Source organism: Pseudomonas tructae (genome assembly GCF_004214895.1).
GTDB classification, from domain to species: Bacteria; Pseudomonadota; Gammaproteobacteria; order Pseudomonadales; family Pseudomonadaceae; genus Aquipseudomonas; species Aquipseudomonas tructae.
In genome coordinates this window covers 5,219,536-5,242,575 of the sequence record NZ_CP035952.1, presented here as the reverse complement: position 1 = coordinate 5,242,575, position 23,040 = coordinate 5,219,536, and the positions used below count along the sequence as shown (strand labels likewise).

The window sequence follows — 23,040 nt, the reverse complement described above, 5'->3', positions numbered from 1 at the left end:
CGCTCGCTCAGGGCTCGAGAGTATTGACGCTGACGGTGATGTAGAAGAACTCGATCTGTGCCCACTGTGAGCGTTGGTTGATTGGCGTCTCTTCGGAAACCATGAGGATTTCGTAGCCGATGCCACTTTGTTGCTCGCGGTGGAAGTGGCGCAGCGAGTCCCACATGCAGCAAAACAACTGCAGGTGGCGCATGCCATAGGTGTGCTGCAGGTAGGTTTCGGCCGCCACCGCCTCGGCGCCTTTGATCCTGTAGGTCGCGATCAAGGGGGCCGTCTGCAGTTCGGGTTCCTGGTGGCAGTCCAGGTATTCGATGCTCTTGGGGTACGTGCCCAATGCGCCGAGAAAATCCTCGCATTGTGGCGCGGCCTGCAGCACGCCACACACCATGAGCAGGGCCAGGGTAATCAGGGGGCGCATAGGTTTCGTCCTTGAACAATGCTTTCGAGAAGGCAACAAAAAAGGCATCGGCGCAAGCGCCAGATGCCTTTTTCGTTTTGCGTATTTGGTGGAACCGGGGGGATTTGAACCCCCGTCCGCCAGTGATCCGCTGTCGGTACTACATGCTTAGCCGTGTCTATTGAGTTAATCCGCAGCCGCCCGACGGGCAGGGTGCTTTGGACGAGTTGTGTAAGTTTTAGCCGCTTCGTCCACAACGTACTGCACGGCGATCCTGTTCTGTATGACAATCACTTCGGGTTTACAGGCATCCCCTAGTGATTGCTGGAGCCGAAGCTACCAGGAGAGCGGGCTCAGCTGCTTACGCAGCGAGAGCGTAACCCTCGTAGTTTTCGTCATTGGCAACTATAGAAAGTTGCAACAGTGGATTTACGAGTTCTGTTACCAACTCGGCATGCACCTAGAGTTTCACTACCGGCGTCGAATCCTAATCGGCCCCATGTGTTGCGCTCTAGCTGTAAGCGTTTTTCAACGCTTGGGGGTGAGTATACGCCATCGGTCGGGCGACGTCGACTGCTGGTCTGGTCGCCCGCTCGAAGAGTTACTGGCCTTTCTCGGTTTTCTCCAGGCGCTCGATGACTTTGCTGGTGATGGCAATGCAATCTTTGGTGTTGCCCGTAGCTTGAGCCGCCTTGGCGTCATCGACGTTCTTTTTCACTGCATCGTCGAGGCTTTCGGAGGTAGCGCCTTGGGTTGCCACGGTATCGTCAATTTTTTGCAGGTTGCTGGCGCAGAGGTCCTCGTCTGCGAATACAGGTGAGGCAAGCAGTGCGGCGGCAATGAACAGTCCGCAAATCGCAGTACGCTTCATGTGAATCTCCTTGGCTGGGAAGGCCTCAGGAAACAGGGGGCCTAAAGGGATGGACTGCACTGCTTGCCTGGGGTTCAGATTGCTCGCGCCCGGGTCACGCGGTCCACCAGATAAACTAGACCGTGATAATCGATCCCGCCATGATTCGACAGGCCGATCTCGCAGGTGCGGCTGGTGGAGATCCCTTCACTGCAATACTGCACCGCATCCTTGAGGCTGCGCAGCGAATGGGCGTTGAGCTCCGGGGTGGTGAAGCCCTTGTCGCCGGCAAAGCCGCAGCAGTGAATGCCTTCGGGAATCACCACCTGCTTGCTGCAACGCCGGGCCAGGTCGATTAGCGCCTGGCTTTCGCCCAGGTGCTGGGTGCTGCAGGTCACGTGCACGGCGATCGGCTCGTCCTGGGGGGTGAACTCCAGTTTGTCGAGCAGGTGAGTGCGGATGAAGCGCACCGGGTCATACAGGTCCAGGCGGGTTTCGGCCAGGTCCTGGACCAGGCGCAAGGTGCATGGGCTGGTGTCGCAGTAGATCGGGTCAAGGCCGCCACGGCTGGCGTGGAGCAGGGCGGTGATCAGTTCCTGGCGCTTGTGCTCGGCCTGTTCGGCGTAGCCCTTGGAGGCGAACGGCTGGCCGCAGCATAGGCTGTCCTGGTTGTCGGGGAACACCACCTGGTAGCCGGCTTTTTCCAGCAAGGCGCGGGTCTTGTCCAGCAATGAGGTCTGCTCGCGATCAGCCGCCGCCGGGCCCATGACTCGCGAGACGCACGCTGCCAGATACACCACCCGCGGCCGTGCGTCGTTGTTGGCCAAGGACGGCGGCGGGGTTTTAAGCGGTTGCGGCATGGCCGCTGTCCATTGCGGCACGCGGCCATGACTGAGCTTGCTCAGGCCAGCGCTCAGGCGGCTCAGGCGCGGCGCACCGAGCAAGCGACGCGCACCATTGGCCGCCTGCAAGGTGAAGCGCGCACCACTGAGGGCGGTGTGGAAGTTGTCAGCCAGCCAGTCGGCGGTTTTCACGTGCCCGGCCGTCTGGGCGCGCAGTTTTTTCACCAGCTCGCCGGTGTTGATGCCCACCGGGCAGCGCTGGGCGCACAGGCCGGTGGCGGCGCAAGTGTCGATGCCCTGGTACTGGTAGTCGCGCTCCAGTTCGCGGGTGTCACTGCCGGCGCGTTTTTTTGCCTGGATATCGCGCCACATGACGATGCGCTGGCGCGGGCTCAGGGTCAGCCCCTTGGATGGGCAGACCGGCTCGCAGAAGCCGCATTCTATGCACTTATCGACGATTTCGTCGGCGGCGGGCAGCGGCTTGAGGTTCTTCAGGTGGATCTGCGGGTCGTGGCTGAGCACCACATCCGGGTTGAGGATGCCATTGGGGTCGAGCAGGTGCTTGAGCTGCCACATCAACTGGTAGGCATCGCTGCCCCATTCCAGCTCGACGAAGGGCGCCATGTTGCGCCCGGTGCCGTGTTCGGCCTTGAGCGAGCCACCGAACTCCACGGCCACCAGTTGCGCGACGTCGTCCATGAAGGCCTGGTAACGAGCGACTTCTTCGGCGCTGTTGAAACCCTGGGTGAAGACGAAGTGCAGGTTGCCTTCCAGAGCATGGCCAAACAGGATGGCTTCGTCATAGCGGTGCTTGTCGAACAGCGCGATCAAGCGATTGACGCCGATGGCCAGTTGCTCGACCGGAAAGGTCACGTCTTCGATGATGACCGTGGTGCCGGTCTTGCGTACGGCGCCGACGGCGGGGAAGGTGTCCTTGCGAATGGCCCAGAGCTTGGCGTTTTCCTTGGCGTCTTCGGTGAAGTCGACCTGCTTCTCCACCGGGAAGCTCGCCAGCGACGCCATGATCTGTGCCAGTTGCTCATGCAGCAGCGCCTGGGTCGCGGCGCGGGATTCGATCAGCAGCGCACAGGCGCTTTCGGACAGTTGCTGGACAAAGGCCGGCATGCCCGGCTTGTCCTGCACCGAGCGCAGGCTGCGCCGGTCGAGCAGCTCCACGGCCGACACCGGCTGGCTTTTGAGCACGGTGACGGCGTTGCAGCAGGTTTCTACATCCGGGAAGACGATCAGCGCCGAGGCTTTGTTCGGGTGATCGATCACCGTGTCGTAGGTCACCGCACTGATAAAGCCCAAAGTACCTTCGGAGCCGACCAGCAGGTGGCTGAGGATATCCAGCGGTTGGTCAAAGTCGATCAGGGCATTGAGCGACAGGCCGGTGGTGTTTTTCAGGCGGTACTTGTGGCGGATCTTCGCAGCCAGTTCGGTATTGGCCCGGGTTTCGCGTGCCAGGCGCGCCAGCTCATCCAGCAAGCTGGCGTGGCTGTTCTCGAAGGCGCTGACGCTGGCCGGATCTTCGCTGTCCAGACGCGTGCCGTCGGCCAGCACCAGACGCATGCCGGCCAGGGTGTGGTAGGTGTTCTGCGCCGTGCCGCAGCACATGCCGCTGGCGTTGTTGGCGACGATGCCGCCGATCTTGCAGGCGTTGATCGAGGCCGGATCCGGGCCGATCTTGCGCCCGAACGGTGCCAGCCAGGCGTTGGCCTGGGCGCCGATCACCCCGGGCTGCAGACGGATCTGCTGGCCCTGCTGGCGAATCTCGCGGCCGTTCCAGTTATCGCCGAGCACGATCAACAGAGAATCACTGATGGCCTGGCCGGACAGGCTGGTGCCGGCAGCGCGGAAGGTCACCGGTACGCGCTCGCGCTGGGCCAGTTGGAGCAGGGCGACCACTTCGTCTTCGGACTCGACCCGCACCACCAGTTTGGGGATCAGCCGGTAGAAGCTGGCATCGGTGCCGAAGGCCAGGGTCGAGAGCGGGTCGTCGAACCGTCGCTCGCCAGGTATCAGGCGTGCGACTGAGTCGAGGAACGCGGTGGGCAGGCTCATGCAATCTCCTCGCGGGGCAGTGGCGTCTGATGCGCCGCGTGCCCCGGTCAATCAGGCTGTGATGTGATTCGAAGGTGCGGCAATCAGGCACCCAGTTCGCGGACCAGCGAGTCGCGGCTGATTTCGCTGATCGATTTGGCGCCCGTGAGCACCATGGCCACGCGCATTTCTTTTTCGAACAGGTCCAGCAGGTTTTTCACCCCGGCTTCACCGGCGCAGGCCAAGGCGTACAGGAACGCGCGGCCGATCAGTACGGTGTCGGCGCCCAGGGCGATCATGCGCACCACATCCAGGCCGCTACGAATGCCGGAGTCGGCGAGGATCTTCAGGTCGCCCTTAACTGCGTCAGCAATGGCCGGAAGCGCGCGGGCACTGGACAGCACACCGTCCAGCTGACGACCGCCGTGGTTGGAAACGACGATACCGTCGGCGCCGAATTTCACCGCATCCCTGGCATCTTCAGGGTCGAGAATGCCCTTGATGACCATCGGGCCGTCCCAGAAGTCGCGGATCCACTCCAGATCCTTCCAGGAAATGGACGGGTCGAAGTTGGCGCCGAGCCAGCCGATGTAGTCGGCCAGGCCAGTGGGGCTGCCGCGGTACTTGGAGATGTTGCCCAGATCGTGCGGTTTGCCCAGCAGGCCGACATCCAGGGCCCACTGCGGGTGGGTCATGGCCTGCCAGACGCGGCGCAGCGGTGCATTAGGGCCGCTCATGCCGGAGTGGGCATCGCGGTAGCGGGCACCGGGTACCGGCATGTCCACGGTGAACACCAGGGTGGTGACGCCTGCGGCCTTGGCGCGCTCCAGGGCATTACGCATGAAGCCGCGGTCCTTGAGCACGTAGAGCTGGAACCACATCGGCCGGTCGATGGCCGGTGCCACTTCTTCGATCGGGCACACCGATACCGTCGACATCGTGAATGGAATGCCTTTGGCCGCTGCTGCGCGAGCCGCCTGGACTTCACCGCGGCGGGCATACATGCCGGTCAGGCCGACGGGCGCCAGGGCCACCGGCATGCTCAGGGTTTCGTTGAACAGCTGGGTTTCCAGGCTCAACTGCGACATGTTCTTCAGGACCCGCTGGCGCAGGGCGATACTGGCCAGGTCCTGAACGTTATGGCGCAGCGTGTGCTCGGCGTAGGCACCGCCGTCGGCGTAGTGGAACAGGAACGGTGGCAGCTTGCGTTGAGCGGCTGCGCGGTAATCGGTAGAGGCAGAGATGATCATGAGGTCTCGCAGCGTTGGTTAAAGGGGCGGCTGCCGGGCGCGCCACAACGCGCCCGGCCCCTGACACTTTAGTGAACCAGCATGCCGGTCAGCCAATAGGCCTGGATCAGGGTGATCAGGCCAACAATGGTGGCGAAGAACAAGCTGTGCTTGAGGGTGAAGCGGAACAGGTCCGACTCCTTGCCGACCAGGCCGGTGGCGGCGCAGGCCACGGCGATCGATTGCGGCGAGATCATCTTGCCGGTCACGCCGCCGCTGGTGTTGGCGGCCACCAGTAAGGTGTCGTTGACCCCAATCTGGTGTGCGGTGGTGGCCTGCAGCGAACTGAACAGGGCGTTGGACGAGGTGTCGGAACCGGTCAGGAACACGCCCAGCCAGCCAAGGAACGGCGAGAAGAACGGGAACGCCGCGCCGGTACCGGCCAGGACAAGGGCCATGGTCGAGGACATGCCCGAATAGTTGGTGACGAAGGCGAAGGCCAGGACCATGCCGATCGACAGAATCGGCCAGCGCAGCTCGTAAAAGGTCTCTTTCAAAGTGGTCAGACCAGTTTTGAAGTTGATCTTCAGCACCAGCATGGAGATCAGCGCGGAGAAGAAGATCGCGGTGCCGGTGGCCGAAATCGGGTCGAGCTTGAACACCGCCGGGATTGCCGTCGGGGTGGCAACGATCGGCGCGCTCTTGATCACCAGTTGATCCAGATGCGGGATGGCGAAGTTGAACACCCAGCTGTACATCGAGCCGCCAGCGGCGAAGGCGGCCTTGAACGGCTTGAGAGTCCAAATGGTGACCAGCACGGTGAGGATCAGGAACGGCGACCAGGCTTTGAAAATTTCACCCAGGCTGTAAGGTGAAGGCTGGCTGCCACCGGCATTGACAACTGCGGCGCCGACGCTGCCTTTGGCCCCGGCGAACGAGCGCTTGGGCTGCCAGACTTTGAGGAACAGGGTCAGGGAAATCAGGCTGGCCAGGGCCGAGGTGATGTCCGGCAGTTCCGGGCCGATGAAGTTCGAGGTGAAGTACTGGGTCACGGCGAAGCTCAGGCCGGCGACCAGGGCGGCGGGCCAGGTTTCCTTGACGCCGCGCAGGCCGTCCATCATGAACACCAGCCAGAACGGCACGAACAGCGACAGCAGCGGCAGTTGGCGACCGGTCATGGCACCGATCTTGAACGCATCGATCCCGGTGACCTGCCCGGCCACGATGATCGGAATGCCCAGGGCGCCGAAGGCCACTGGCGCGGTGTTGGCGATCAGGCACAGGCCGGCTGCGTACAGCGGGTTGAAGCCCAGGCCCACCAGCAGGGCGGCAGTGATCGCCACCGGTGCGCCGAAACCTGCTGCACCCTCGAGGAAGGCGCCGAAGCAGAAGCCGATCAACAGCACCTGCAGGCGCTGGTCATCGGTGATCGACAGCACCGAGCTGCGGATTACTTCGAACTGGCCGCTCTTGACCGTCAGCTTGTACAGGAACACGGCGGCGACAATGATCCAGGCAATCGGCCACAGGCCATAGGCAAAGCCGTATCCGGCGGCGGCCAGGGCCATGTCGGCGGGCATCTGGAAGGCAAAGATCGCCACCAGGATCGACAGACCCAGCGTGATGCTGCCCGCTACATGACCCTTGAGGCGGAACACCGCCAGCGCGAGGAAGAAGAATACGATCGGGATGACTGCCGCGAGTGCGGACAGGCCAAGACTACCAAGCGGACTGTAAAGCTGTTGCCAGGTTTGCATATGGGGTGGCCCCTAATTGTTGTTGGTCTGCACCGGCATTGGATAATTGGTAAGACCAATTTACAATGGCGAGGCGCTAGGTTAAAAGCCTCGCTGCGGCTGTGTCAATTTGTCCCAGGAAAACTTTCGTCGGGTTTGCTCGAAAGCGGGGGCCTGAGCGGCAGGGAAATTTGCCAACTGATGGGTGTCGGCGGGTCGCGGATGCGCCAGAATAGACAGCCCCGAACGCACTCGGGATTGTGGAGAGCATGTGATGGTTTTTGATCAGGTCCGCCAACGCCGTTTGTCCGACGATATCGTCGAGCGGCTGGAAGGGATGATTCTTGAAGGCACCTTGACGGCCGGTCAGCGCCTGCCTGCCGAGCGGGCGCTGGCCGAGCAGTTCGGCGTGTCACGACCGTCGTTGCGCGAAGCGATCCAGAAACTGGTGGCCAAAGGCTTGTTGGTCAGTCGTCAGGGTGGTGGCAACTACGTGGCCGAATCACTCGGCTCGACCTTCAGTGATCCGTTGCTGCAGTTGCTTGAGAGCAACCCTGAAGCACAGCGCGACTTGCTGGAGTTCCGGCACACCCTGGAGGCATCGTGCGCCTATTATGCGGCGATCCGCGCGACCGAGCCGGACCGCCAAAGGCTCAAGGCCGCCTTCGATACCTTGCAGGATTGCTATGCCCGCGCCGATGAAGTGGATCGGGCCGAGGAGGGCGCGGCTGATGCGCGCTTCCACCTGGCGATCGCCGAGGCCAGCCATAACGCCGTACTGCTGCACACCATTCGTGGCCTGTTCGACCTGCTCAAGCGCAACGTGGTGACCAACATCGGCGGCATGTACAAGCAGCGCGCTGAAACCCGCGACATGCTTATCAGTCAGCACCGCGAGCTGTATCTGGCGATTGTCGAAGGGCGTGCCGAGGAGGCTCGCGAGGTGTCCAGCCGGCACATTACCTATGTGCAGGAAGTGCTCGACGAAGTGCGCCAGGAAGTTCAGCGGGTGGCGCGGGCGGAGCGGCGTAGCGGGCGCTAGCAATCGCGGGGCTTGCCCCGCGATGAGTCAAAGTCAGACTGAAATCAGTCTTCCTTGCCCTTGTTACGCACCGCGCGCTGCAATTCGCGGTCCGAATCGCGCTCGCGCTGGGTATCGCGCTTGTCGTATTCCTTCTTGCCCTTGCCCAGTGCGATCTCGCACTTGATCAAGTGCTTGCTCCAATAGATCGACAGGGCGACGCAGGTGTAGCCCTTTTGCTGGACGGCTGCGTGCAGGCGCTCCAGTTCACGACGGTTGAGCAGCAGTTTGCGGGTACGTGTCGGGTCGGCGATGACGTGAGTACTGGCGGCTGTCAGCGGCGTGATATGGCTGCCCATCAGCCAGGCCTCGCCATCCTTGAGCACCACGTAACTGTCGGTCAGGTGCGCCTTGCCGGCACGCAGACTTTTTACTTCCCAACCGGACAGGACCAATCCGGCCTCGAACTTGTGCTCGATGAAGTAATCGTGACGCGCCTTTTTATTCTGCGCGATGGTCCCTGTCGGATGTTTCGTTTGTTTAGCCATAGGGGCGGCATTATAGGCAGTCGTCGCGCTGTCGGCTACGGGGTAGCGGTGCGCTTGAGCCATTGCTGTGAATCCCGGACAATGCCCGCTCTTGATGCGCCCTGTGGCGCCCCTCGGCATTCTGGTTGCGTGTGCCGCTCAGCTTTGGAATTGACCTCTGGATGACTACCCATATTCAACGTTCGGCCCTGCTGCCCTATCCCGCCCAGGCCCTGTACGACCTGGTCAATGATGTGGCGCGTTACCCGGAGTTCCTGCCCTGGTGTTCGTCCAGCACCGTAATGGAAGAAAGCGATACGCACATGCGTGCACGCCTTGAGGTGGCCAAGGGGGGTATGAGCCAGCAGTTTGTTACCAGCAATGTGCTGGTACCGGGCCAGTCCATCGAAATGAATCTGGAAGAGGGCCCCTTTAGCCAGTTGCATGGCGTCTGGGTGTTCAAGCCACTGGGCGATAAAGCCTGCAAGATCAGCCTCGACCTGTCCTTCGATTACGCCGGGCCACTGGTGCGCGCCACCTTGGGACCGCTGTTCAATCAGGCCGCCAATACCCTGGTCGATGCCTTCTGTCAGCGTGCCAAGCAGCTCCATGTCTGAAGCGCTGCTCACGATCGAGGTGGTGTATGCCGGGGCGCAGCGGCAGGTGCTGCTCAGTGTTGAGGTGCCGGCGGGTACGACCATCAATGAGGCGCTGAAACTGTCGGCCATCGCCGCGCATGTTCCTGAGGCCGACGTTCAGGGTTGCTCGGTCGGAGTCTTTGGCCGGGTGATTGCCAACCCTGAAGCGCACAAGGTCGAGGCGGGTGATCGCATCGAGATCTACCGGCCATTGCTGGCAGACCCCAAAGAGGTGCGCAAGCAGCGCGCGGCCAAGGTCGCCAGGGTCTTCAAGAAAGCCAAGCGCTAAATTGCAGACAATAAAAAGCCCGGACTGATCCGGGCTTTTTATTGCGCGCTGCAGGCTTACTGCGGCGAAGTATCCAGTGGCTCTGGCACCGGCACCGGGGTGACCTCGATGGTATCCACGTCTTTCTGAATGGTGTCTTCCAGTGAGCCAGGCTTGGCAGGTTTTTCCTGCGTTGCGGGTTCGTTGCTGCCGGCAGGGCTGACGGTAGTGTCGCTGCTGCCACCGAGGATTTCCTGGTCGCGGCTGACACCTGGCATGAAATCACCAGACAGGCTGCTGAGCTGATCGTTCTCGTTGAAGAAGATGCTCATGCGCTCCTGTTGGCGCTCACCGCCGCCAGGCTGCAGGCTGTACAGGTAATCCCAGCGATTGGTGTGGAAGGTGTCCTGGATCAGCGGGTTGCCCATGATAAACCGTACTTGCCGGCGGGTCATTCCCGGGCGCAATTGGTCTATCATGTCTTGCGTGACGACATTGCCCTGCTGGATGTCGATTTTGTAAACCCCGGGGAACGAGCAACCGGCGAGTGCGAGCAGTCCCACAAGGGTGAGGCTGGTTAGCAAGAGCTTGGTGTTTTGCATCGGTGGGCGACTTCCACTATCTTGGCTGGACAACGTAAACCCCGATCATACCCGTATTCAGAGAAGCTGCGAAGCAGCATCGGCGAGAAAGCTGACCATGGTTGAAAATAGCGAACTGCGCAAAGCCGGTCTCAAGGTGACACTGCCTCGAGTAAAAATTCTACAGATGCTCGACTCTACCGAGCAGCGTCACATGAGTGCTGAGGATGTCTACAAGGCGCTGATGGAAGCAGGCGAGGACGTCGGTCTGGCCACGGTTTACCGTGTTCTGACCCAGTTCGAAGCCGCAGGTCTAGTCGTGCGCCACAACTTCGATGGCGGCCACGCTGTGTTCGAATTGGCTGATGGTGGTCATCACGACCATATGGTCAACGTCGACTCCGGCGAAGTCATCGAATTCTTCGACAGTGAAATTGAAAAGCGTCAGAAGGAAATCGTTGCCGAGCACGGCTTCGAGCTGGTTGATCACAATCTGGTTCTGTACGTACGCAAGAAAAAGTAAGCAATTTTTACATTGCTGCAGAAGTACTGAAGGCGACCCTGGGGTCGCCTTCGTGCTTTGTGCTGGCAGCATTTAATAGTGGTACGGCGTCAGGCCTTGCTGGTGACTACCATCTTGCGTGCATGAGCCAGGGACTCCTTGGTCAGGTCGATGCCGCCGAGCATGCGGGCAACCTCTTCAACGCGCTCGCGCTTACCCAGGCTGGCGACAGCGGTGTGGGTGGCGTCGCTGTTACGGACCTTGTGCACGAACAGATGGTGATGGCCCTGGGCGGCCACCTGCGGCAGGTGGGTGACGGTCAGCACCTGGCCGCGCTCGCCCAGGCGGCGCAGCAACTGGCCGACGATCTCGGCCGTTGGCCCGCCGATACCGACGTCGACTTCGTCGAACACCAGGGTCGGGATGCGCGAAGTCTGTGCAGTGATCACCTGGATTGCCAGGCTGATCCGCGACAACTCGCCACCGGAAGCCACCTTGGCCAGTGCCTTGAGCGGCTGTCCGGGGTTGGCGCTGACCAGCAGTTCGACCTGTTCCAGGCCCTGGGGTTGCAGATCGTCGCCGTTGTTGGCGCGCAGCTCGATGCTAAAGCGCCCGCCGGGCATACCCAGGCGCTGGATTTCCTGCTCCACCGCGCTGGCCAGCTGGCTGGCGGCTTGCTGGCGCAAGGCACTCAATTCGCCGGCCTTGTCCTGGTAGTGACGGGCATAGGCGGCCAGTTCCTCGCCCAGGCGCTCGATCGATTCGTCATTGGCGTTGAGGCGTTCCAGCTCTTCCATCAGCCGCTGCTGCAAGCCGGCAAGCTCGGTAGGATGCACGCGGTGCTTGCGGGCCAGGGTATAGATAGTGTCGAGCCGCTCCTCAAGCTGTTGCAGGCGCGCCGGGTCGGCATCGAAGTTGTCGAGGAAGCGGTTCAGCTCGCCAACAGCCTCCTCTACCTGGATCTGCGCGCTGGCGATCAGGGTGGCCGCCTCGCCCAGGGCCTTGGGTGCGTTGTGCACGGCGGTCAGGCGGTTGAGGCTGGCGGTCAGGGCATTGAGCACGTTGCCCGAGTCATTTTCGCTGCAGTGGTCGATGACCTGGCGACAGATGCCGAAAAGGGCTTCGGCATTGGTCAGGTTCTTGTGTTCCTGCTCCAGCAGCTCGAGTTCGTTTTCGCCCAGGCCGAGGTTGTCGAGCTCTTCGAGCTGATAGCTGAGTAATTGATGCTGCGCGCGTTGCTCATCGCCGGAGTTGGACAGGCGCTCGAGTTCCTGGCGGGTCTGGCGCCAGCGCTGGGCGGCAAGCTGTACCTGGCGGGCGAGGTCGGTGGCGCCGGCGTACTCGTCGAGCAGGCGGCGGTGGGTGTCGGTTTTCAGCAGCGACTGGTGTTCGTGCTGGCTGTGTATGTCGATGAGCAGCTCGCCAAGGGCCTTGAGGTCGCCGAGCGGGCAGGGTGTGCCGTTGATATAGCCACGGCTGCGGCCTTCGGCGGTGATCACCCGGCGCAGGATGCACGGGCCGTCGCTGTCGAGATCGCGTTCGGCCAGCCAGGCGCGTGCCTCGGGGATGTCCACCAGGTCGAAGGTAGCGAGGATGTCGGCTTTGTCGGCCCCGGGGCGCACCACGCCGCTGTCGGCGCGATCGCCCAGGGTCAGGCCCAGGGCATCGAGCATGATCGATTTACCGGCCCCGGTTTCACCGGTGATGACGCTCATCCCGCGGGCGAGTTCAAGGTCCAGGTGTTCGACGATGGCGTAATTGTGTACGGACAGGTGCACCAGCATTGGGGCGGCTCCCAGGCGTTAAGTCTGGTTATTTATACAGTGTTTTTTGAGTGGCTGACAATGCTGGTTTTTAGTTCAATTTGGTTATCAGGGCGGTGTTCTGATTGCGATGGGTTATGAGTGAATGTGTGCAAGCTTTGCTGCAAGCCCTTGAACCTGGGTTTTACGGCCCCATATAGCCGGCAGACGCGCGAGTAATGCTCGCAGACCTTATTCGAGAGGAGAGATTTTATGGCTGACGAACAGCTGGATGAACAGAATCTGAACGCCGAAGCAACTGGCGGCCAAGAGCTGAGCGCCCGCGTGCAGGTGCTCGAAGAGCAGCTGGCGGCGGCCCAGGATCAATCCCTGCGCACCGCCGCCGACCTGCAGAACGTGCGCCGTCGCGCCGAGCAGGACGTTGAGAAGGCACACAAGTTCGCCCTGGAGAAATTCGCCGGTGACCTGCTGCCGGTCATCGACAGCCTCGAGCGCGGCCTGGAGCTGTCCAGCCCGGACGACGAGAGCATTCGCCCGATGCGTGAAGGCATCGAGCTGACCCTGAAAATGTTCCACGACACCCTCAAGCGCTACAACCTTGAAGCCATCGACCCGCACGGCGAGCCGTTCAACGCCGAGCACCACCAGGCGATGGCCATGCAGGAAAGCGCCGAAGTCGAGCCCAACAGCGTGCTCAAGGTGTTCCAGAAAGGCTACCAGCTCAACGGTCGCCTGCTGCGCCCGGCCATGGTTGTGGTCAGCAAGGCCCCGGCAGCGGTTTCGCCGTCGATTGACGAGCAGGCTTGAAATCGTTTTCGGCGCCCCCATTTAGGTGTCAAGCATTCAAGTATTACCGCAGTTAGCCACCACTGCTGCGGCAACCAAATTCAAGTTTCGGGAGAGTTAACATGGGTAAAATCATCGGTATCGACCTGGGGACCACCAACTCCTGCGTCTCCATTCTGGAAAACGGCAACGTCAAGGTTATCGAGAACGCCGAAGGCGCTCGTACCACACCGTCGATCATTGCCTACGCCAACGATGGCGAAATCCTGGTTGGCCAATCGGCCAAGCGCCAGGCGGTCACCAACCCGCACAACACCCTGTACGCGGTAAAGCGTCTGATCGGCCGTCGCTTCGAAGAAGAAGTGGTGCAGAAAGACATCCAGATGGTTCCGTACAAGATCGTCAAGGCTGACAACAGCGACGCCTGGGTTGAAGTGAACGGCCAGAAAATGGCACCGCCACAAATCTCGGCTGAAATCCTCAAGAAGATGAAGAAGACCGCCGAAGACTACCTCGGCGAGCCAGTGACCGAGGCGGTGATCACCGTTCCGGCCTACTTCAACGACAGCCAGCGCCAGGCCACCAAAGACGCCGGTCGCATCGCCGGTCTGGACGTCAAACGTATCATCAACGAACCGACCGCAGCCGCTCTGGCTTACGGTATGGACAAGGCCAAGGGCGATCACACCGTGATTGTTTACGACCTGGGTGGCGGTACTTTCGACGTTTCCGTGATCGAGATCGCTGAAGTCGATGGCGAGCACCAGTTCGAAGTGCTGGCCACCAACGGTGACACCTTCCTCGGTGGTGAAGACTTCGACATCCGTCTGATCGACTACCTCGTCGACGAGTTCAAGAAAGAAAGCGGCATGAACCTCAAGGGTGACCCGCTGGCCATGCAGCGCCTGAAAGAAGCCGCTGAGAAGGCTAAAATCGAGCTGTCCTCGAGCCAGATGACCGACGTCAACCTGCCGTACATCACTGCAGACGCCACCGGTCCCAAGCACCTGAACGTGAAGATCTCCCGTGCCAAGCTGGAGTCGCTGGTGGAAGACCTGGTTCAGCGCACCATCGAGCCATGCCGCATTGCCATGAAAGACGCCGGTATCGACGTCAGCAAGATCGACGACGTGATCCTGGTCGGCGGTCAGACCCGTATGCCAATGGTGCAAAAAGCCGTTACCGACTTCTTCGGCAAAGAAGCGCGCAAAGACGTCAACCCGGACGAAGCGGTTGCCATGGGTGCTGCCATCCAGGGTGCGGTACTGGCCGGTGACGTCAAAGACGTACTGCTGCTGGACGTCAGCCCGCTGACCCTGGGTATCGAAACCATGGGTGGCGTGATGACCGCGCTGATCGAGAAGAACACCACTATCCCGACCAAAAAGTCGCAAGTGTTCTCGACTGCCGATGACAACCAGGGCGCGGTGACCATCCACGTGCTGCAAGGTGAGCGCAAGCAGGCTGCACAGAACAAGTCCCTGGGCAAGTTCGACCTGGCCGACATTCCACCAGCACCACGTGGCGTGCCGCAGATCGAAGTGACCTTCGACATCGACGCCAACGGCATCCTGCACGTCGGCGCCAAAGACAAGGCCACTGGCAAGACCCAGTCGATCGTGATCAAGGCCAACTCGGGCCTGTCTGATGAAGAAATTCAGCAGATGATCCGCGACGCCGAAGCGAATTCGGAAGAAGACCGCAAGTTCGAAGAACTGGCCGCTGCCCGTAACCAGGGTGATGCGCTGGTTCACTCGACCCGCAAGATGGTCGTTGACGCCGGTGACAAGGTCACTGCCGACGAGAAGACTGCCATCGAAGCGGCCGTGGTTGCCCTGGAAGCCGCCATCAAGGGCGACGACAAGGCTGCCATCGACGCCAAGGTCGAAGAGCTGTCGAAAGTCTCGGCTCCGGTTGCCCAGAAGATGTACGCCGAGCAGTCGGCCGAACAGCCTCAGGGCGGTGCTCAGCAGGCTGAGCCGGAAGCCAAGCACGACGACGTTGTCGATGCTGAGTTCGAAGAAGTCAAAGACAACAAGTAATTGCTACAGGTTGTCGGCCAGTTGACCGTTTTTTGAGGGTTGGCTGGTAGGATGTCGCCGCGCGGGGGCTTGCTCCCGCGTTGGCGTGTCTGGAATACCCGAATTTTTACAGCATTTGTCAGTCACCACAGGGTGGTGAGGCAGGTGCTAGCGGCACAGCGCGGAATGCGCAGAGGTATGCCGAACGTCCTCAAGAGTGCAAAGACTTATGGCAAAGCGTGACTATTACGAAGTTCTGGGCGTTGAGCGCGGCTCCAGTGAAGCGGACCTGAAGAAGGCCTATCGCCGCCTGGCGATGAAGCATCACCCGGACCGTAATCCTGATGACAAGGCGTCTGAAGAGAAATTCAAGGAAGCCAACGAGGCTTATGAAGTGCTCTCCGATGCCAGCAAGCGTGCGGCCTATGATCAGTATGGTCATGCCGGCGTGGATCCGAGCATGGGTGGTGGCGGCGCCGGTTTCGGCGGCGCGAACTTCTCGGATATCTTCGGTGATGTGTTCAGCGATTTCTTCGGCGGTGGCCGTGGTGGTTCGCGCGGTGGCGCCCAGCGTGGCAGCGACCTGCGTTACACCCTGGAGCTGAACCTGGAAGAAGCGGTGCGCGGCACCACGGTCAATATCCGTGTGCCGACGCTGGTCAACTGCAAGCCGTGTGACGGTTCTGGCGCCAAGAAGGGCTCGTCGCCTTCGACCTGCCCGACTTGCGGCGGTATTGGTCAGGTGCGCATGCAGCAGGGTTTCTTCTCGGTCCAGCAGACCTGCCCGCGTTGCCATGGCCAAGGCAAGGTCATCACCGATCCGTGCGATTCGTGCCATGGCGAAGGCCGTATCGAAGAGTACAAGACCCTGTCGGTCAAGGTGCCGGCCGGTGTCGACACGGGCGATCGCATCCGTTTGTCCGGTGAGGGTGAGGCGGGTTCGCAAGGTGGCCCGACCGGCGATCTGTATGTTGTGATCAACGTGCGTGAGCACCCGATTTTCCAGCGCGACGGCAAGCATCTGTACTGCGAGGTGCCGATCAGCTATACCGATGCCGCCCTGGGTGGCGAGCTGGAAGTGCCGACTCTTGATGGCCGGGTCATGCTGAAGATCCCAGAGGGTACTCAGACCGGCAAGCAGTTCCGTCTGCGTGGCAAAGGTGTGGCGCCGGTTCGCGGGGGTGGTGCCGGTGACCTGATGTGCCGGGTCGCGGTGGAAACCCCGGTCAACCTCAGTCGTCGCCAGCGCGAGCTGCTCGAAGAGCTGCGTGACTCGCTGGAAGGCGACAGTTCCCATTCGCCGAAAGCCAATGGCTGGTTCGAAGGCGTGAAACGCTTCTTCGGCGATCTGTAAGAAGGAATAGGGCATGCGACGTATAGCGGTAATGGGCGCGGCAGGGCGGATGGGCAAGACCCTGATCGAAGCGGTGCAGCAAACGCCGGGTGCCGGGCTGACTGCGGCGATCGATCGCCCGGACAGCTCGCTGGTCGGTGCTGATGCAGGTGAGCTGGCGGCCTTGGGGCGGATCGGCGTGCTGCTGTCCGACGACCTGGCCAAGGTCGCCGACGAGTTCGACGTGCTGATCGACTTCACTCACCCCTCGGTGACCCTGAAGAACCTGGCGTTCTGCCGCAAGGCAGGCAAGGCGATGATCATCGGCACTACCGGTTTCAGCGTCGAAGAGAAACAACTGCTGGCCGAGGCGGGCAAGGACATCCCGATCGTCTTTGCCGCCAACTTCAGCGTTGGCGTCAACCTCAGCCTCAAGCTGCTGGACATGGCTGCGCGTGTGCTGGGTGACGATGTCGACATCGAAATCATCGAGGCCCATCACCGGCACAAGGTCGATGCGCCGTCGGGTACCGCGCTGCGCATGGGTGAGGTAGTCGCCAATGCACTGGGTCGTGACCTGCAGGAGGTGGCGGTGTATGGCCGTGAAGGCCAGACCGGCGCCCGTGATCGCAAGACCATCGGCTTTGCCACCGTGCGTGCTGGTGATGTGGTCGGTGATCACACGGTGCTGTTCGCTGCTGAAGGCGAGCGCCTGGAAATCACCCACAAGGCCTCCAGCCGCATGACCTTCGCCAAGGGTGCGGTACGTGCCGCCCTGTGGCTGGACGGGCGCGAGCCTGGTCTGTACGACATGCAGGACGTGCTCGACCTGCGTTGATCTGTGCTGTATCCCCTGTAGGAGCGGGCTTGCCCCGCGAAGCGATGTGACTGACAGACCGCTATCGCGGGGCAAACCCGCTCCTACAATGTCCTCTGTCGCATTCCTGCGCCTTTCAGGCACATCAGTGGTAGACCCAAAAAGCGTTTTTCTGTAAGCTACAGCTTTAGTGTGTCCACTAAAAGCGCGCAGATAATTCGACGAAGAAAGCGGGGTGACGTGTCTATACGTCATTCCGCTTTTTTGCAACCTGCGATCGCCCCTTCAGGCTTGATTTACGGGAGGTCTTCTTGACTAAGCCAGCCATACTCGCCCTTGCCGATGGCAGCATTTTTCGCGGTGAAGCCATTGGAGCCGACGGTCAGACCGTTGGTGAGGTGGTGTTCAACACCGCAATGACCGGCTATCAGGAAATCCTGACTGACCCTTCCTATGCGCAGCAAATCGTAACCCTGACTTACCCGCACATCGGCAACACCGGCACCACGCCCGAGGACGCCGAATCCGACCGCGTCTGGTCGGCCGGCCTGGTGATTCGCGACCTGCCTCTGATCGCGAGCAACTGGCGCAACAAGCAGTCCCTGCCTGATTATCTCAAGGCCAACAACGTGGTGGCCATTGCCGGTATCGACACCCGTCGCCTGACCCGCATCCTGCGTGAGAAGGGCGCGCAGAACGGTTGCATCCTCGCTGGCGACAACATCAGCGAAGAAGCTGCAATCGCAGCTGCTCGGGGCTTCCCGGGCCTGAAGGGCATGGACCTGGCGAAAGTCGTCAGCACCAAGAACAGCTACGAGTGGAACTCCAGCGTCTGGGAGCTGAAGACCGACAGCCATGCGACCATCGCCGCTGCCGAGCTGCCGTACCACGTGGTTGCCTACGACTTCGGTGTCAAACTGAACATCCTGCGCATGCTGGTTGCCCGTGGCTGCCGCCTGACCGTGGTACCGGCGCAAACCCCGGCCAGCGAAGTCCTGGCACTCAACCCCGATGGCGTGTTCCTGTCCAACGGCCCTGGCGATCCGGAGCCTTGCGACTACGCGATCCAGGCAATCAAGGACATCCTCGAGACCGAAATTCCGGTGTTTGGTATCTGCCTGGGTCACCAGTTGCTGGCCCTGGCATCCGGCGCCAAGACCGTGAAAATGGGTCATGGTCACCACGGTGCCAACCACCCGGTCCAGGACCTGGATACCGGTGTGGTGATGATCACCAGCCAGAACCACGGCTTTGCGGTTGACGAAGCGACCCTGCCAGGCAACGTGCGCGCCATCCACAAGTCGCTGTTCGACGGTACCCTGCAGGGTATCGAGCGTACCGACAAGAGCGCGTTCAGCTTCCAGGGTCACCCTGAAGCCAGCCCGGGCCCGACCGACGTCGCGCCGCTGTTCGACCGTTTCATCGATGCCATGGCCAAGCGCCGCTGAGCATCTGGCGAGAAGGCCCTGGACCGGTGCAAGCCGCGTTCAGGTGCCGCCCCCACGATTGTTCAATGCGGCTTGCCGACTGACCTGCGGAATTGAGTGACAACCCATGCCAAAACGTACAGACATTAAAAGCATCCTGATTCTCGGCGCTGGCCCGATCGTGATCGGCCAGGCTTGCGAATTCGACTACTCCGGCGCCCAGGCCTGCAAGGCCCTGCGTGAAGAGGGTTACCGCGTCATCCTGGTGAACTCCAACCCGGCCACCATCATGACCGACCCGGCCATGGCGGATGCGACCTACATCGAACCGATCAAGTGGCAGACCGTCGCCAAGATCATCGAAAAAGAGCGCCCGGATGCACTGCTGCCGACCATGGGTGGCCAGACTGCACTGAACTGCGCCCTGGACCTGGAGCGTGAAGGCGTCCTGGAAAAGTTCGGTGTGGAAATGATCGGCGCCAATGCCGACACCATCGACAAGGCCGAAGACCGCTCGCGTTTCGACAAGGCGATGAAGGCCATCGGCCTGGAATGCCCGCGTTCCGGTATCGCCCACAGCATGGAAGAGGCCAACGCGGTCCTCGAGAAGCTCGGCTTCCCGTGCATCATCCGTCCGTCCTTCACCATGGGCGGTACCGGTGGTGGTATCGCCTACAACCGTGAAGAGTTCGAAGAAATCTGCGCCCGTGGTCTGGACTTGTCGCCAACCAAGGAACTGCTGATCGACGAATCGCTGATCGGCTGGAAAGAATACGAGATGGAAGTGGTCCGCGACAAAAAGGACAACTGCATCATCGTCTGCTCGATCGAGAACTTCGACCCGATGGGCGTGCACACCGGTGACTCGATCACCGTGGCGCCAGCACAGACCCTGACCGACAAGGAATACCAGATCATGCGCAACGCCTCGCTGGCGGTGCTGCGTGAAATCGGTGTCGAGACCGGCGGTTCCAACGTGCAGTTCGGTATCTGCCCGGACACCGGCCGCATGGTCGTGATCGAGATGAACCCACGGGTTTCGCGTTCTTCGGCCCTGGCGTCGAAAGCCACCGGCTTCCCGATCGCCAAGATCGCCGCCAAGCTGGCAGTCGGTTATACCCTCGACGAACTGCAGAACGACATCACCGGCGGCCGCACCCCGGCATCTTTCGAGCCGTCGATCGACTACGTCGTCACCAAACTGCCGCGTTTTGCCTTCGAGAAATTCCCGAAAGCCGACGCCCGCCTGACCACCCAGATGAAATCCGTGGGTGAAGTCATGGCCATCGGCCGGACGTTCCAGGAGTCGCTGCAAAAAGCCCTGCGCGGTCTGGAAGTCGGCGTTTGCGGCCTGGACCCGAAAGTCGACCTGGCCAGCCCGGACGCTGCCAGCATCCTCAAGCGCGAGCTGACCGTACCGGGCGCCGAGCGTATCTGGTACGTCGCCGACGCCATGCGTTCGGGCATGACCTGCGACGAAATCTTCGCCCTGACCGGTATCGACCACTGGTTCCTGGTGCAGATGGAAGACCTGATCAAGGAAGAAGAGAAGGTCAAGACCCTGGCCCTGTCGGCGATCGACAAGGACCTGATGCTGCGCCTCAAGCGCAAGGGTTTCTCCGACCAGCGTCTGGCTAAATTGTTGGGTATCACCGACAAGAACCTGCGTCGTCACCGCCACAAGCTGGAAGTGTTCCCGGTCTACAAGCGCGTCGATACCTGCGCGGCCGAGTTCGCCACCGACACTGCCTATCTGTACTCGACCTACGAGGAAGAGTGCGAGGCCAATCCGTCGACTCGCGACAAGATCATGATCCTGGGTGGCGGTCCTAACCGTATCGGCCAGGGCATCGAGTTCGACTACTGCTGCGTGCACGCGGCACTGGCCCTGCGTGAAGACGGTTACGAGACCATCATGGTCAACTGCAACCCGGAAACCGTCTCCACCGACTACGACACCTCCGATCGCCTGTACTTCGAGCCGTTGACTCTGGAAGACGTGCTCGAAGTGGTTCGCGTCGAGAAGCCGAAGGGCGTGATCGTCCATTACGGCGGCCAGACTCCGCTGAAACTGGCCCGCGCCCTGGAAGAAGCCGGTGTGCCGATCATCGGTACCAGCCCGGACGCGATCGACCGCGCCGAAGACCGCGAGCGTTTCCAGCAGATGGTTCAGCGCCTGAACCTGCTGCAGCCGCCAAATGCCACCGTGCGCAGCGAAGACGAGGCCATTCGTGCCGCTGGCGTTATCGGTTATCCGCTGGTTGTGCGCCCGTCCTACGTTCTGGGTGGCCGTGCGATGGAAATCGTCTACGAGCTGGACGAGCTCAAGCGCTACCTGCGTGAAGCGGTGCAAGTGTCCAACGACAGCCCGGTGCTGCTCGACCACTTCCTCAACTGCGCCATCGAGATGGACGTGGATGCGGTCTGCGACGGTACCGATGTGGTGATCGGCGCAATCATGCAGCACATCGAGCAGGCCGGTGTTCACTCCGGTGACTCGGCGTGCTCGCTGCCGCCGTACTCGCTGCCTGCCCATGTTCAGGACGAAGTCCGCGAGCAGGTCAGGAAAATGGCCCTGGAGCTGGGTGTGGTCGGCCTGATGAACGTGCAGCTGGCCCTGCAGGGCGACAAGATCTACGTGATCGAAGTCAACCCGCGCGCCTCGCGTACCGTGCCGTTCGTCTCCAAGTGCATCGGCACCTCGCTGGCGATGATTGCTGCCCGCGTCATGGCTGGCAAATCGCTGAAAGAGATCGGTTTCACCAAGGAAATCATTCCTAACTTCTACAGCGTCAAGGAAGCGGTGTTCCCGTTTGCCAAGTTCCCGGGTGTCGACCCGATCCTTGGCCCTGAGATGAAATCCACCGGTGAAGTCATGGGTGTCGGCGACAGCTTCGGTGAAGCATTCGCCAAGGCCCAGATGGGTGCCAGCGAAGTACTGCCGACAGGCGGTACCGCGTTCATCAGCGTGCGTGACGACGACAAGCCGCAAGTGGCTGGCGTTGCCCGTGACCTGATCGCCCTGGGCTTCGAAGTGGTTGCCACCGTCGGTACCGCCAAGGTCATCGAGGCGGCTGGCCTGAAAGTGCGTCGCGTGAACAAGGTGACCGAAGGTCGTCCTCACGTGGTCGACATGATCAAGAACGACGAAGTATCGTTGATCATCAACACCACTGAAGGTCGTCAGTCGATCGCCGACTCCTACTCGATTCGTCGCAATGCGTTGCAGCACAAGATCTACTGCACCACTACCATTGCGGCCGGTGAAGCCATCTGCGAAGCGCTGAAATTCGGTCCTGAAAAAACCGTTCGCCGCTTGCAGGATCTGCATGCAGGACTCAAAGCATGAGCATTACCAAGTATCCGATGACCGTCCAGGGCGCTCGCGCCCTGGAGGAAGAACACCTGTTCCTGAGCAAGACCGAGCGTCCGCGCCTGAGTCAGGCCATTGGTGAGGCCCGCGAGCTGGGCGACCTCAAGGAAAACGCCGAGTACCATGCAGCCCGTGAAGAGCAGGGCATGGTCGAGGCGCGTATCCGCGACATCGAAGGCCGTCTGCAGAACGCAGTGGTGATCGACGTGACCACCATCGCGCATTCGGGCAAGGTCATCTTCGGTACCACCGTCGAGCTGGCCAACACCGAAACCGACGAGCAGGTGGTCTACCAGATCGTCGGCGAAGATGAAGCCGACGTGAAAAACGGCAAGCTCTCGGTCGGCGCGCCGATCGCCCGTGCCATCATTGGCAAGGAAGAGGGTGACACCGTGGTGATCAAGACGCCAAGCGGTACCGTCGAGTACGAGATTGTCGAAGTCAAACACCTTTGACCGTAGCCGCGGCTTTGCTGCGGCCCCGGTTATCTGGCAGCTGACCCAGGTGTTCTGGGTTGGCGGCCTGTGGATGCTGCATTTCGGTTTGTTGCCGGCGTTGGGCAAGATTGGCCTGGCACCGCTGCTGATCGAGGATATCGGCAGCCTGATGGCATCCTTGCTGGTAGCGTTTGCGGCGTTTTGCGCAGGCGTGCAGGCACTGGTGCTGATTCAGGCTCAGGGCCTGGCCAGTCTGTGGCGGGATATGCGGGGGCAGTTGCTGTCGATGGCGATGCTGGCGTGCGTGGTGTATTTCGCCTTGCGCGTGGGCATGCCGGAAGAATTGCGCTGGCAGCTGTTCTGCTACCTGGTGCTGGGCCTGACCGGCTTGCTGCTGGTCATGCAACCCGTGCCGGGCAGGGCGCGCAAGGCGCGCCACTGACCGGGGC

20 protein-coding genes and 1 other RNA gene are annotated in these 23,040 nt (G+C 61.2%); 12 read left to right on the top strand and 9 right to left on the bottom strand.

Annotation, left to right across the window (positions count from 1 at the left end):
* Positions 1-7 precede the first annotated feature (7 nt).
* From EXN22_RS23985 to EXN22_RS23960, 6 genes are all read right to left on the bottom strand, one after another.
* Positions 8-418 carry a DUF4952 domain-containing protein gene (locus EXN22_RS23985; protein WP_165392260.1) on the bottom strand — a complete coding sequence of 137 codons (411 nt, stop codon included), beginning with the start codon at positions 416-418 and terminating at the stop codon, positions 8-10.
* 86 nt (positions 419-504) lie between these two features.
* Positions 505-896, bottom strand: a transfer-messenger RNA (tmRNA) gene (gene ssrA / locus EXN22_RS23980).
* A gap of 102 nt (positions 897-998) precedes the next feature.
* Positions 999-1,268, bottom strand: coding sequence for a hypothetical protein (locus EXN22_RS23975; RefSeq protein ID WP_130266377.1), 270 nt, complete (start codon positions 1,266-1,268; stop codon positions 999-1,001).
* A 74-nt stretch (positions 1,269-1,342) separates the two neighbouring features.
* A complete protein-coding gene (locus EXN22_RS23970) occupies positions 1,343-4,153 on the bottom strand; it encodes an FAD-binding and (Fe-S)-binding domain-containing protein (protein WP_130266376.1) in 2,811 nt (936 codons plus the stop codon).
* Positions 4,154-4,236: 83 nt separating this feature from the next.
* Entirely contained in the window at positions 4,237-5,382 is a 1,146-nt protein-coding gene (gene lldD, locus EXN22_RS23965) for an FMN-dependent L-lactate dehydrogenase LldD (protein ID WP_130266375.1), read from the bottom strand.
* A 68-nt stretch (positions 5,383-5,450) separates the two neighbouring features.
* A complete protein-coding gene (locus EXN22_RS23960; RefSeq protein ID WP_130266374.1) occupies positions 5,451-7,118 on the bottom strand; it encodes a lactate permease LctP family transporter in 1,668 nt (555 codons plus the stop codon).
* A 253-nt stretch (positions 7,119-7,371) separates the two neighbouring features.
* Here EXN22_RS23960 and EXN22_RS23955 point away from each other — a divergent pair, with 253 nt between their 5' ends.
* On the top strand, positions 7,372-8,139 hold the full coding sequence (locus EXN22_RS23955) for a GntR family transcriptional regulator (protein ID WP_130266373.1): 768 nt from the start codon (positions 7,372-7,374) through the stop codon (positions 8,137-8,139).
* Positions 8,140-8,183: 44 nt separating this feature from the next.
* Here EXN22_RS23955 and smpB read toward each other — a convergent pair whose 3' ends face one another.
* Positions 8,184-8,666, bottom strand: a complete 483-nt coding sequence (gene smpB / locus EXN22_RS23950) for an SsrA-binding protein SmpB (protein ID WP_107026450.1) — start codon at positions 8,664-8,666, stop codon at positions 8,184-8,186.
* 161 nt (positions 8,667-8,827) lie between these two features.
* Between smpB and EXN22_RS23945 the strand changes: the two genes are divergently transcribed.
* Both EXN22_RS23945 and EXN22_RS23940 read left to right on the top strand, forming a co-directional pair.
* Entirely contained in the window at positions 8,828-9,262 is a 435-nt protein-coding gene (locus EXN22_RS23945; RefSeq protein ID WP_130266372.1) for a type II toxin-antitoxin system RatA family toxin, read from the top strand.
* Complete coding sequence (locus EXN22_RS23940) at positions 9,255-9,572, top strand: RnfH family protein (protein WP_130266371.1); 318 nt, start codon at positions 9,255-9,257, stop codon at positions 9,570-9,572. The genes EXN22_RS23945 and EXN22_RS23940 overlap by 8 nt, the downstream gene beginning before the upstream one ends.
* Positions 9,573-9,628: 56 nt before the next feature.
* On the opposite strand, the gene EXN22_RS23935 is transcribed toward EXN22_RS23940, so the two are convergent.
* The gene (locus EXN22_RS23935; protein ID WP_130266370.1) at positions 9,629-10,153 is read right to left on the bottom strand and encodes an outer membrane protein assembly factor BamE; all 525 of its coding nucleotides are present in this window, start codon (positions 10,151-10,153) and stop codon (positions 9,629-9,631) included.
* Between the two features lie 97 nt (positions 10,154-10,250).
* On the opposite strand from EXN22_RS23935, the gene fur reads away from it, so the two are divergent.
* Complete coding sequence (gene fur, locus EXN22_RS23930) at positions 10,251-10,655, top strand: ferric iron uptake transcriptional regulator (RefSeq protein WP_038998648.1); 405 nt, start codon at positions 10,251-10,253, stop codon at positions 10,653-10,655.
* 89 nt (positions 10,656-10,744) lie between these two features.
* Here the strand turns inward: fur and recN are convergent, their stop codons facing one another.
* Positions 10,745-12,418, bottom strand: coding sequence for a DNA repair protein RecN (gene recN, locus EXN22_RS23925; protein ID WP_130266369.1), 1,674 nt, complete (start codon positions 12,416-12,418; stop codon positions 10,745-10,747).
* 231 nt (positions 12,419-12,649) lie between these two features.
* Here recN and grpE point away from each other — a divergent pair, with 231 nt between their 5' ends.
* From grpE to EXN22_RS23885, 8 genes are all read left to right on the top strand, one after another.
* Positions 12,650-13,204, top strand: coding sequence for a nucleotide exchange factor GrpE (grpE, locus tag EXN22_RS23920; protein WP_130266368.1), 555 nt, complete (start codon positions 12,650-12,652; stop codon positions 13,202-13,204).
* A gap of 101 nt (positions 13,205-13,305) precedes the next feature.
* Entirely contained in the window at positions 13,306-15,225 is a 1,920-nt protein-coding gene (gene dnaK, locus EXN22_RS23915; RefSeq protein WP_130266367.1) for a molecular chaperone DnaK, read from the top strand.
* A gap of 208 nt (positions 15,226-15,433) precedes the next feature.
* Entirely contained in the window at positions 15,434-16,558 is a 1,125-nt protein-coding gene (dnaJ, locus tag EXN22_RS23910) for a molecular chaperone DnaJ (RefSeq protein WP_130266366.1), read from the top strand.
* Between the two features lie 13 nt (positions 16,559-16,571).
* The gene (dapB, locus tag EXN22_RS23905) at positions 16,572-17,375 is read left to right on the top strand and encodes a 4-hydroxy-tetrahydrodipicolinate reductase (protein WP_038998653.1); all 804 of its coding nucleotides are present in this window, start codon (positions 16,572-16,574) and stop codon (positions 17,373-17,375) included.
* Between the two features lie 290 nt (positions 17,376-17,665).
* A complete protein-coding gene (carA, locus tag EXN22_RS23900) occupies positions 17,666-18,802 on the top strand; it encodes a glutamine-hydrolyzing carbamoyl-phosphate synthase small subunit (RefSeq protein WP_130266365.1) in 1,137 nt (378 codons plus the stop codon).
* 106 nt (positions 18,803-18,908) lie between these two features.
* Positions 18,909-22,130, top strand: a complete 3,222-nt coding sequence (gene carB, locus EXN22_RS23895) for a carbamoyl-phosphate synthase large subunit (RefSeq protein WP_130266364.1) — start codon at positions 18,909-18,911, stop codon at positions 22,128-22,130.
* Positions 22,127-22,609, top strand: coding sequence for a transcription elongation factor GreA (greA, locus tag EXN22_RS23890; protein ID WP_177414044.1), 483 nt, complete (start codon positions 22,127-22,129; stop codon positions 22,607-22,609). Before carB ends, greA begins: the two co-directional genes overlap by 4 nt.
* Positions 22,587-23,033 carry an MFS transporter gene (locus EXN22_RS23885; RefSeq protein ID WP_407691938.1) on the top strand — a complete coding sequence of 149 codons (447 nt, stop codon included), beginning with the start codon at positions 22,587-22,589 and terminating at the stop codon, positions 23,031-23,033. The genes greA and EXN22_RS23885 overlap by 23 nt, the downstream gene beginning before the upstream one ends.
* The last annotated feature ends 7 nt before the right edge of the window (positions 23,034-23,040 follow it).

Bases quoted from the DNA above. Each gene is read 5' to 3' on its own strand.
- EXN22_RS23940 (WP_130266371.1), top strand. From the start codon at position 9,255: ATGTCTGAAGCGCTGCTCACGATCGAGGTGGTGTATGCCGGGGCGCAG.
- EXN22_RS23935 (WP_130266370.1), bottom strand. From the start codon at position 10,153: ATGCAAAACACCAAGCTCTTGCTAACCAGCCTCACCCTTGTGGGACTG.
- EXN22_RS23975 (WP_130266377.1), bottom strand. From the start codon at position 1,268: ATGAAGCGTACTGCGATTTGCGGACTGTTCATTGCCGCCGCACTGCTT.
- dnaK (WP_130266367.1), top strand. From the start codon at position 13,306: ATGGGTAAAATCATCGGTATCGACCTGGGGACCACCAACTCCTGCGTC.
- EXN22_RS23945 (WP_130266372.1), top strand. From the start codon at position 8,828: ATGACTACCCATATTCAACGTTCGGCCCTGCTGCCCTATCCCGCCCAG.
- dnaJ (WP_130266366.1), top strand. From the start codon at position 15,434: ATGGCAAAGCGTGACTATTACGAAGTTCTGGGCGTTGAGCGCGGCTCC.
- grpE (WP_130266368.1), top strand. From the start codon at position 12,650: ATGGCTGACGAACAGCTGGATGAACAGAATCTGAACGCCGAAGCAACT.
- EXN22_RS23970 (WP_130266376.1), bottom strand. From the start codon at position 4,153: ATGAGCCTGCCCACCGCGTTCCTCGACTCAGTCGCACGCCTGATACCT.
- dapB (WP_038998653.1), top strand. From the start codon at position 16,572: ATGCGACGTATAGCGGTAATGGGCGCGGCAGGGCGGATGGGCAAGACC.
- greA (WP_177414044.1), top strand. From the start codon at position 22,127: ATGAGCATTACCAAGTATCCGATGACCGTCCAGGGCGCTCGCGCCCTG.
- lldD (WP_130266375.1), bottom strand. From the start codon at position 5,382: ATGATCATCTCTGCCTCTACCGATTACCGCGCAGCCGCTCAACGCAAG.
- EXN22_RS23955 (WP_130266373.1), top strand. From the start codon at position 7,372: ATGGTTTTTGATCAGGTCCGCCAACGCCGTTTGTCCGACGATATCGTC.
- EXN22_RS23985 (WP_165392260.1), bottom strand. From the start codon at position 418: ATGCGCCCCCTGATTACCCTGGCCCTGCTCATGGTGTGTGGCGTGCTG.
- recN (WP_130266369.1), bottom strand. From the start codon at position 12,418: ATGCTGGTGCACCTGTCCGTACACAATTACGCCATCGTCGAACACCTG.
- EXN22_RS23960 (WP_130266374.1), bottom strand. From the start codon at position 7,118: ATGCAAACCTGGCAACAGCTTTACAGTCCGCTTGGTAGTCTTGGCCTG.
- carB (WP_130266364.1), top strand. From the start codon at position 18,909: ATGCCAAAACGTACAGACATTAAAAGCATCCTGATTCTCGGCGCTGGC.
- smpB (WP_107026450.1), bottom strand. From the start codon at position 8,666: ATGGCTAAACAAACGAAACATCCGACAGGGACCATCGCGCAGAATAAA.
- fur (WP_038998648.1), top strand. From the start codon at position 10,251: ATGGTTGAAAATAGCGAACTGCGCAAAGCCGGTCTCAAGGTGACACTG.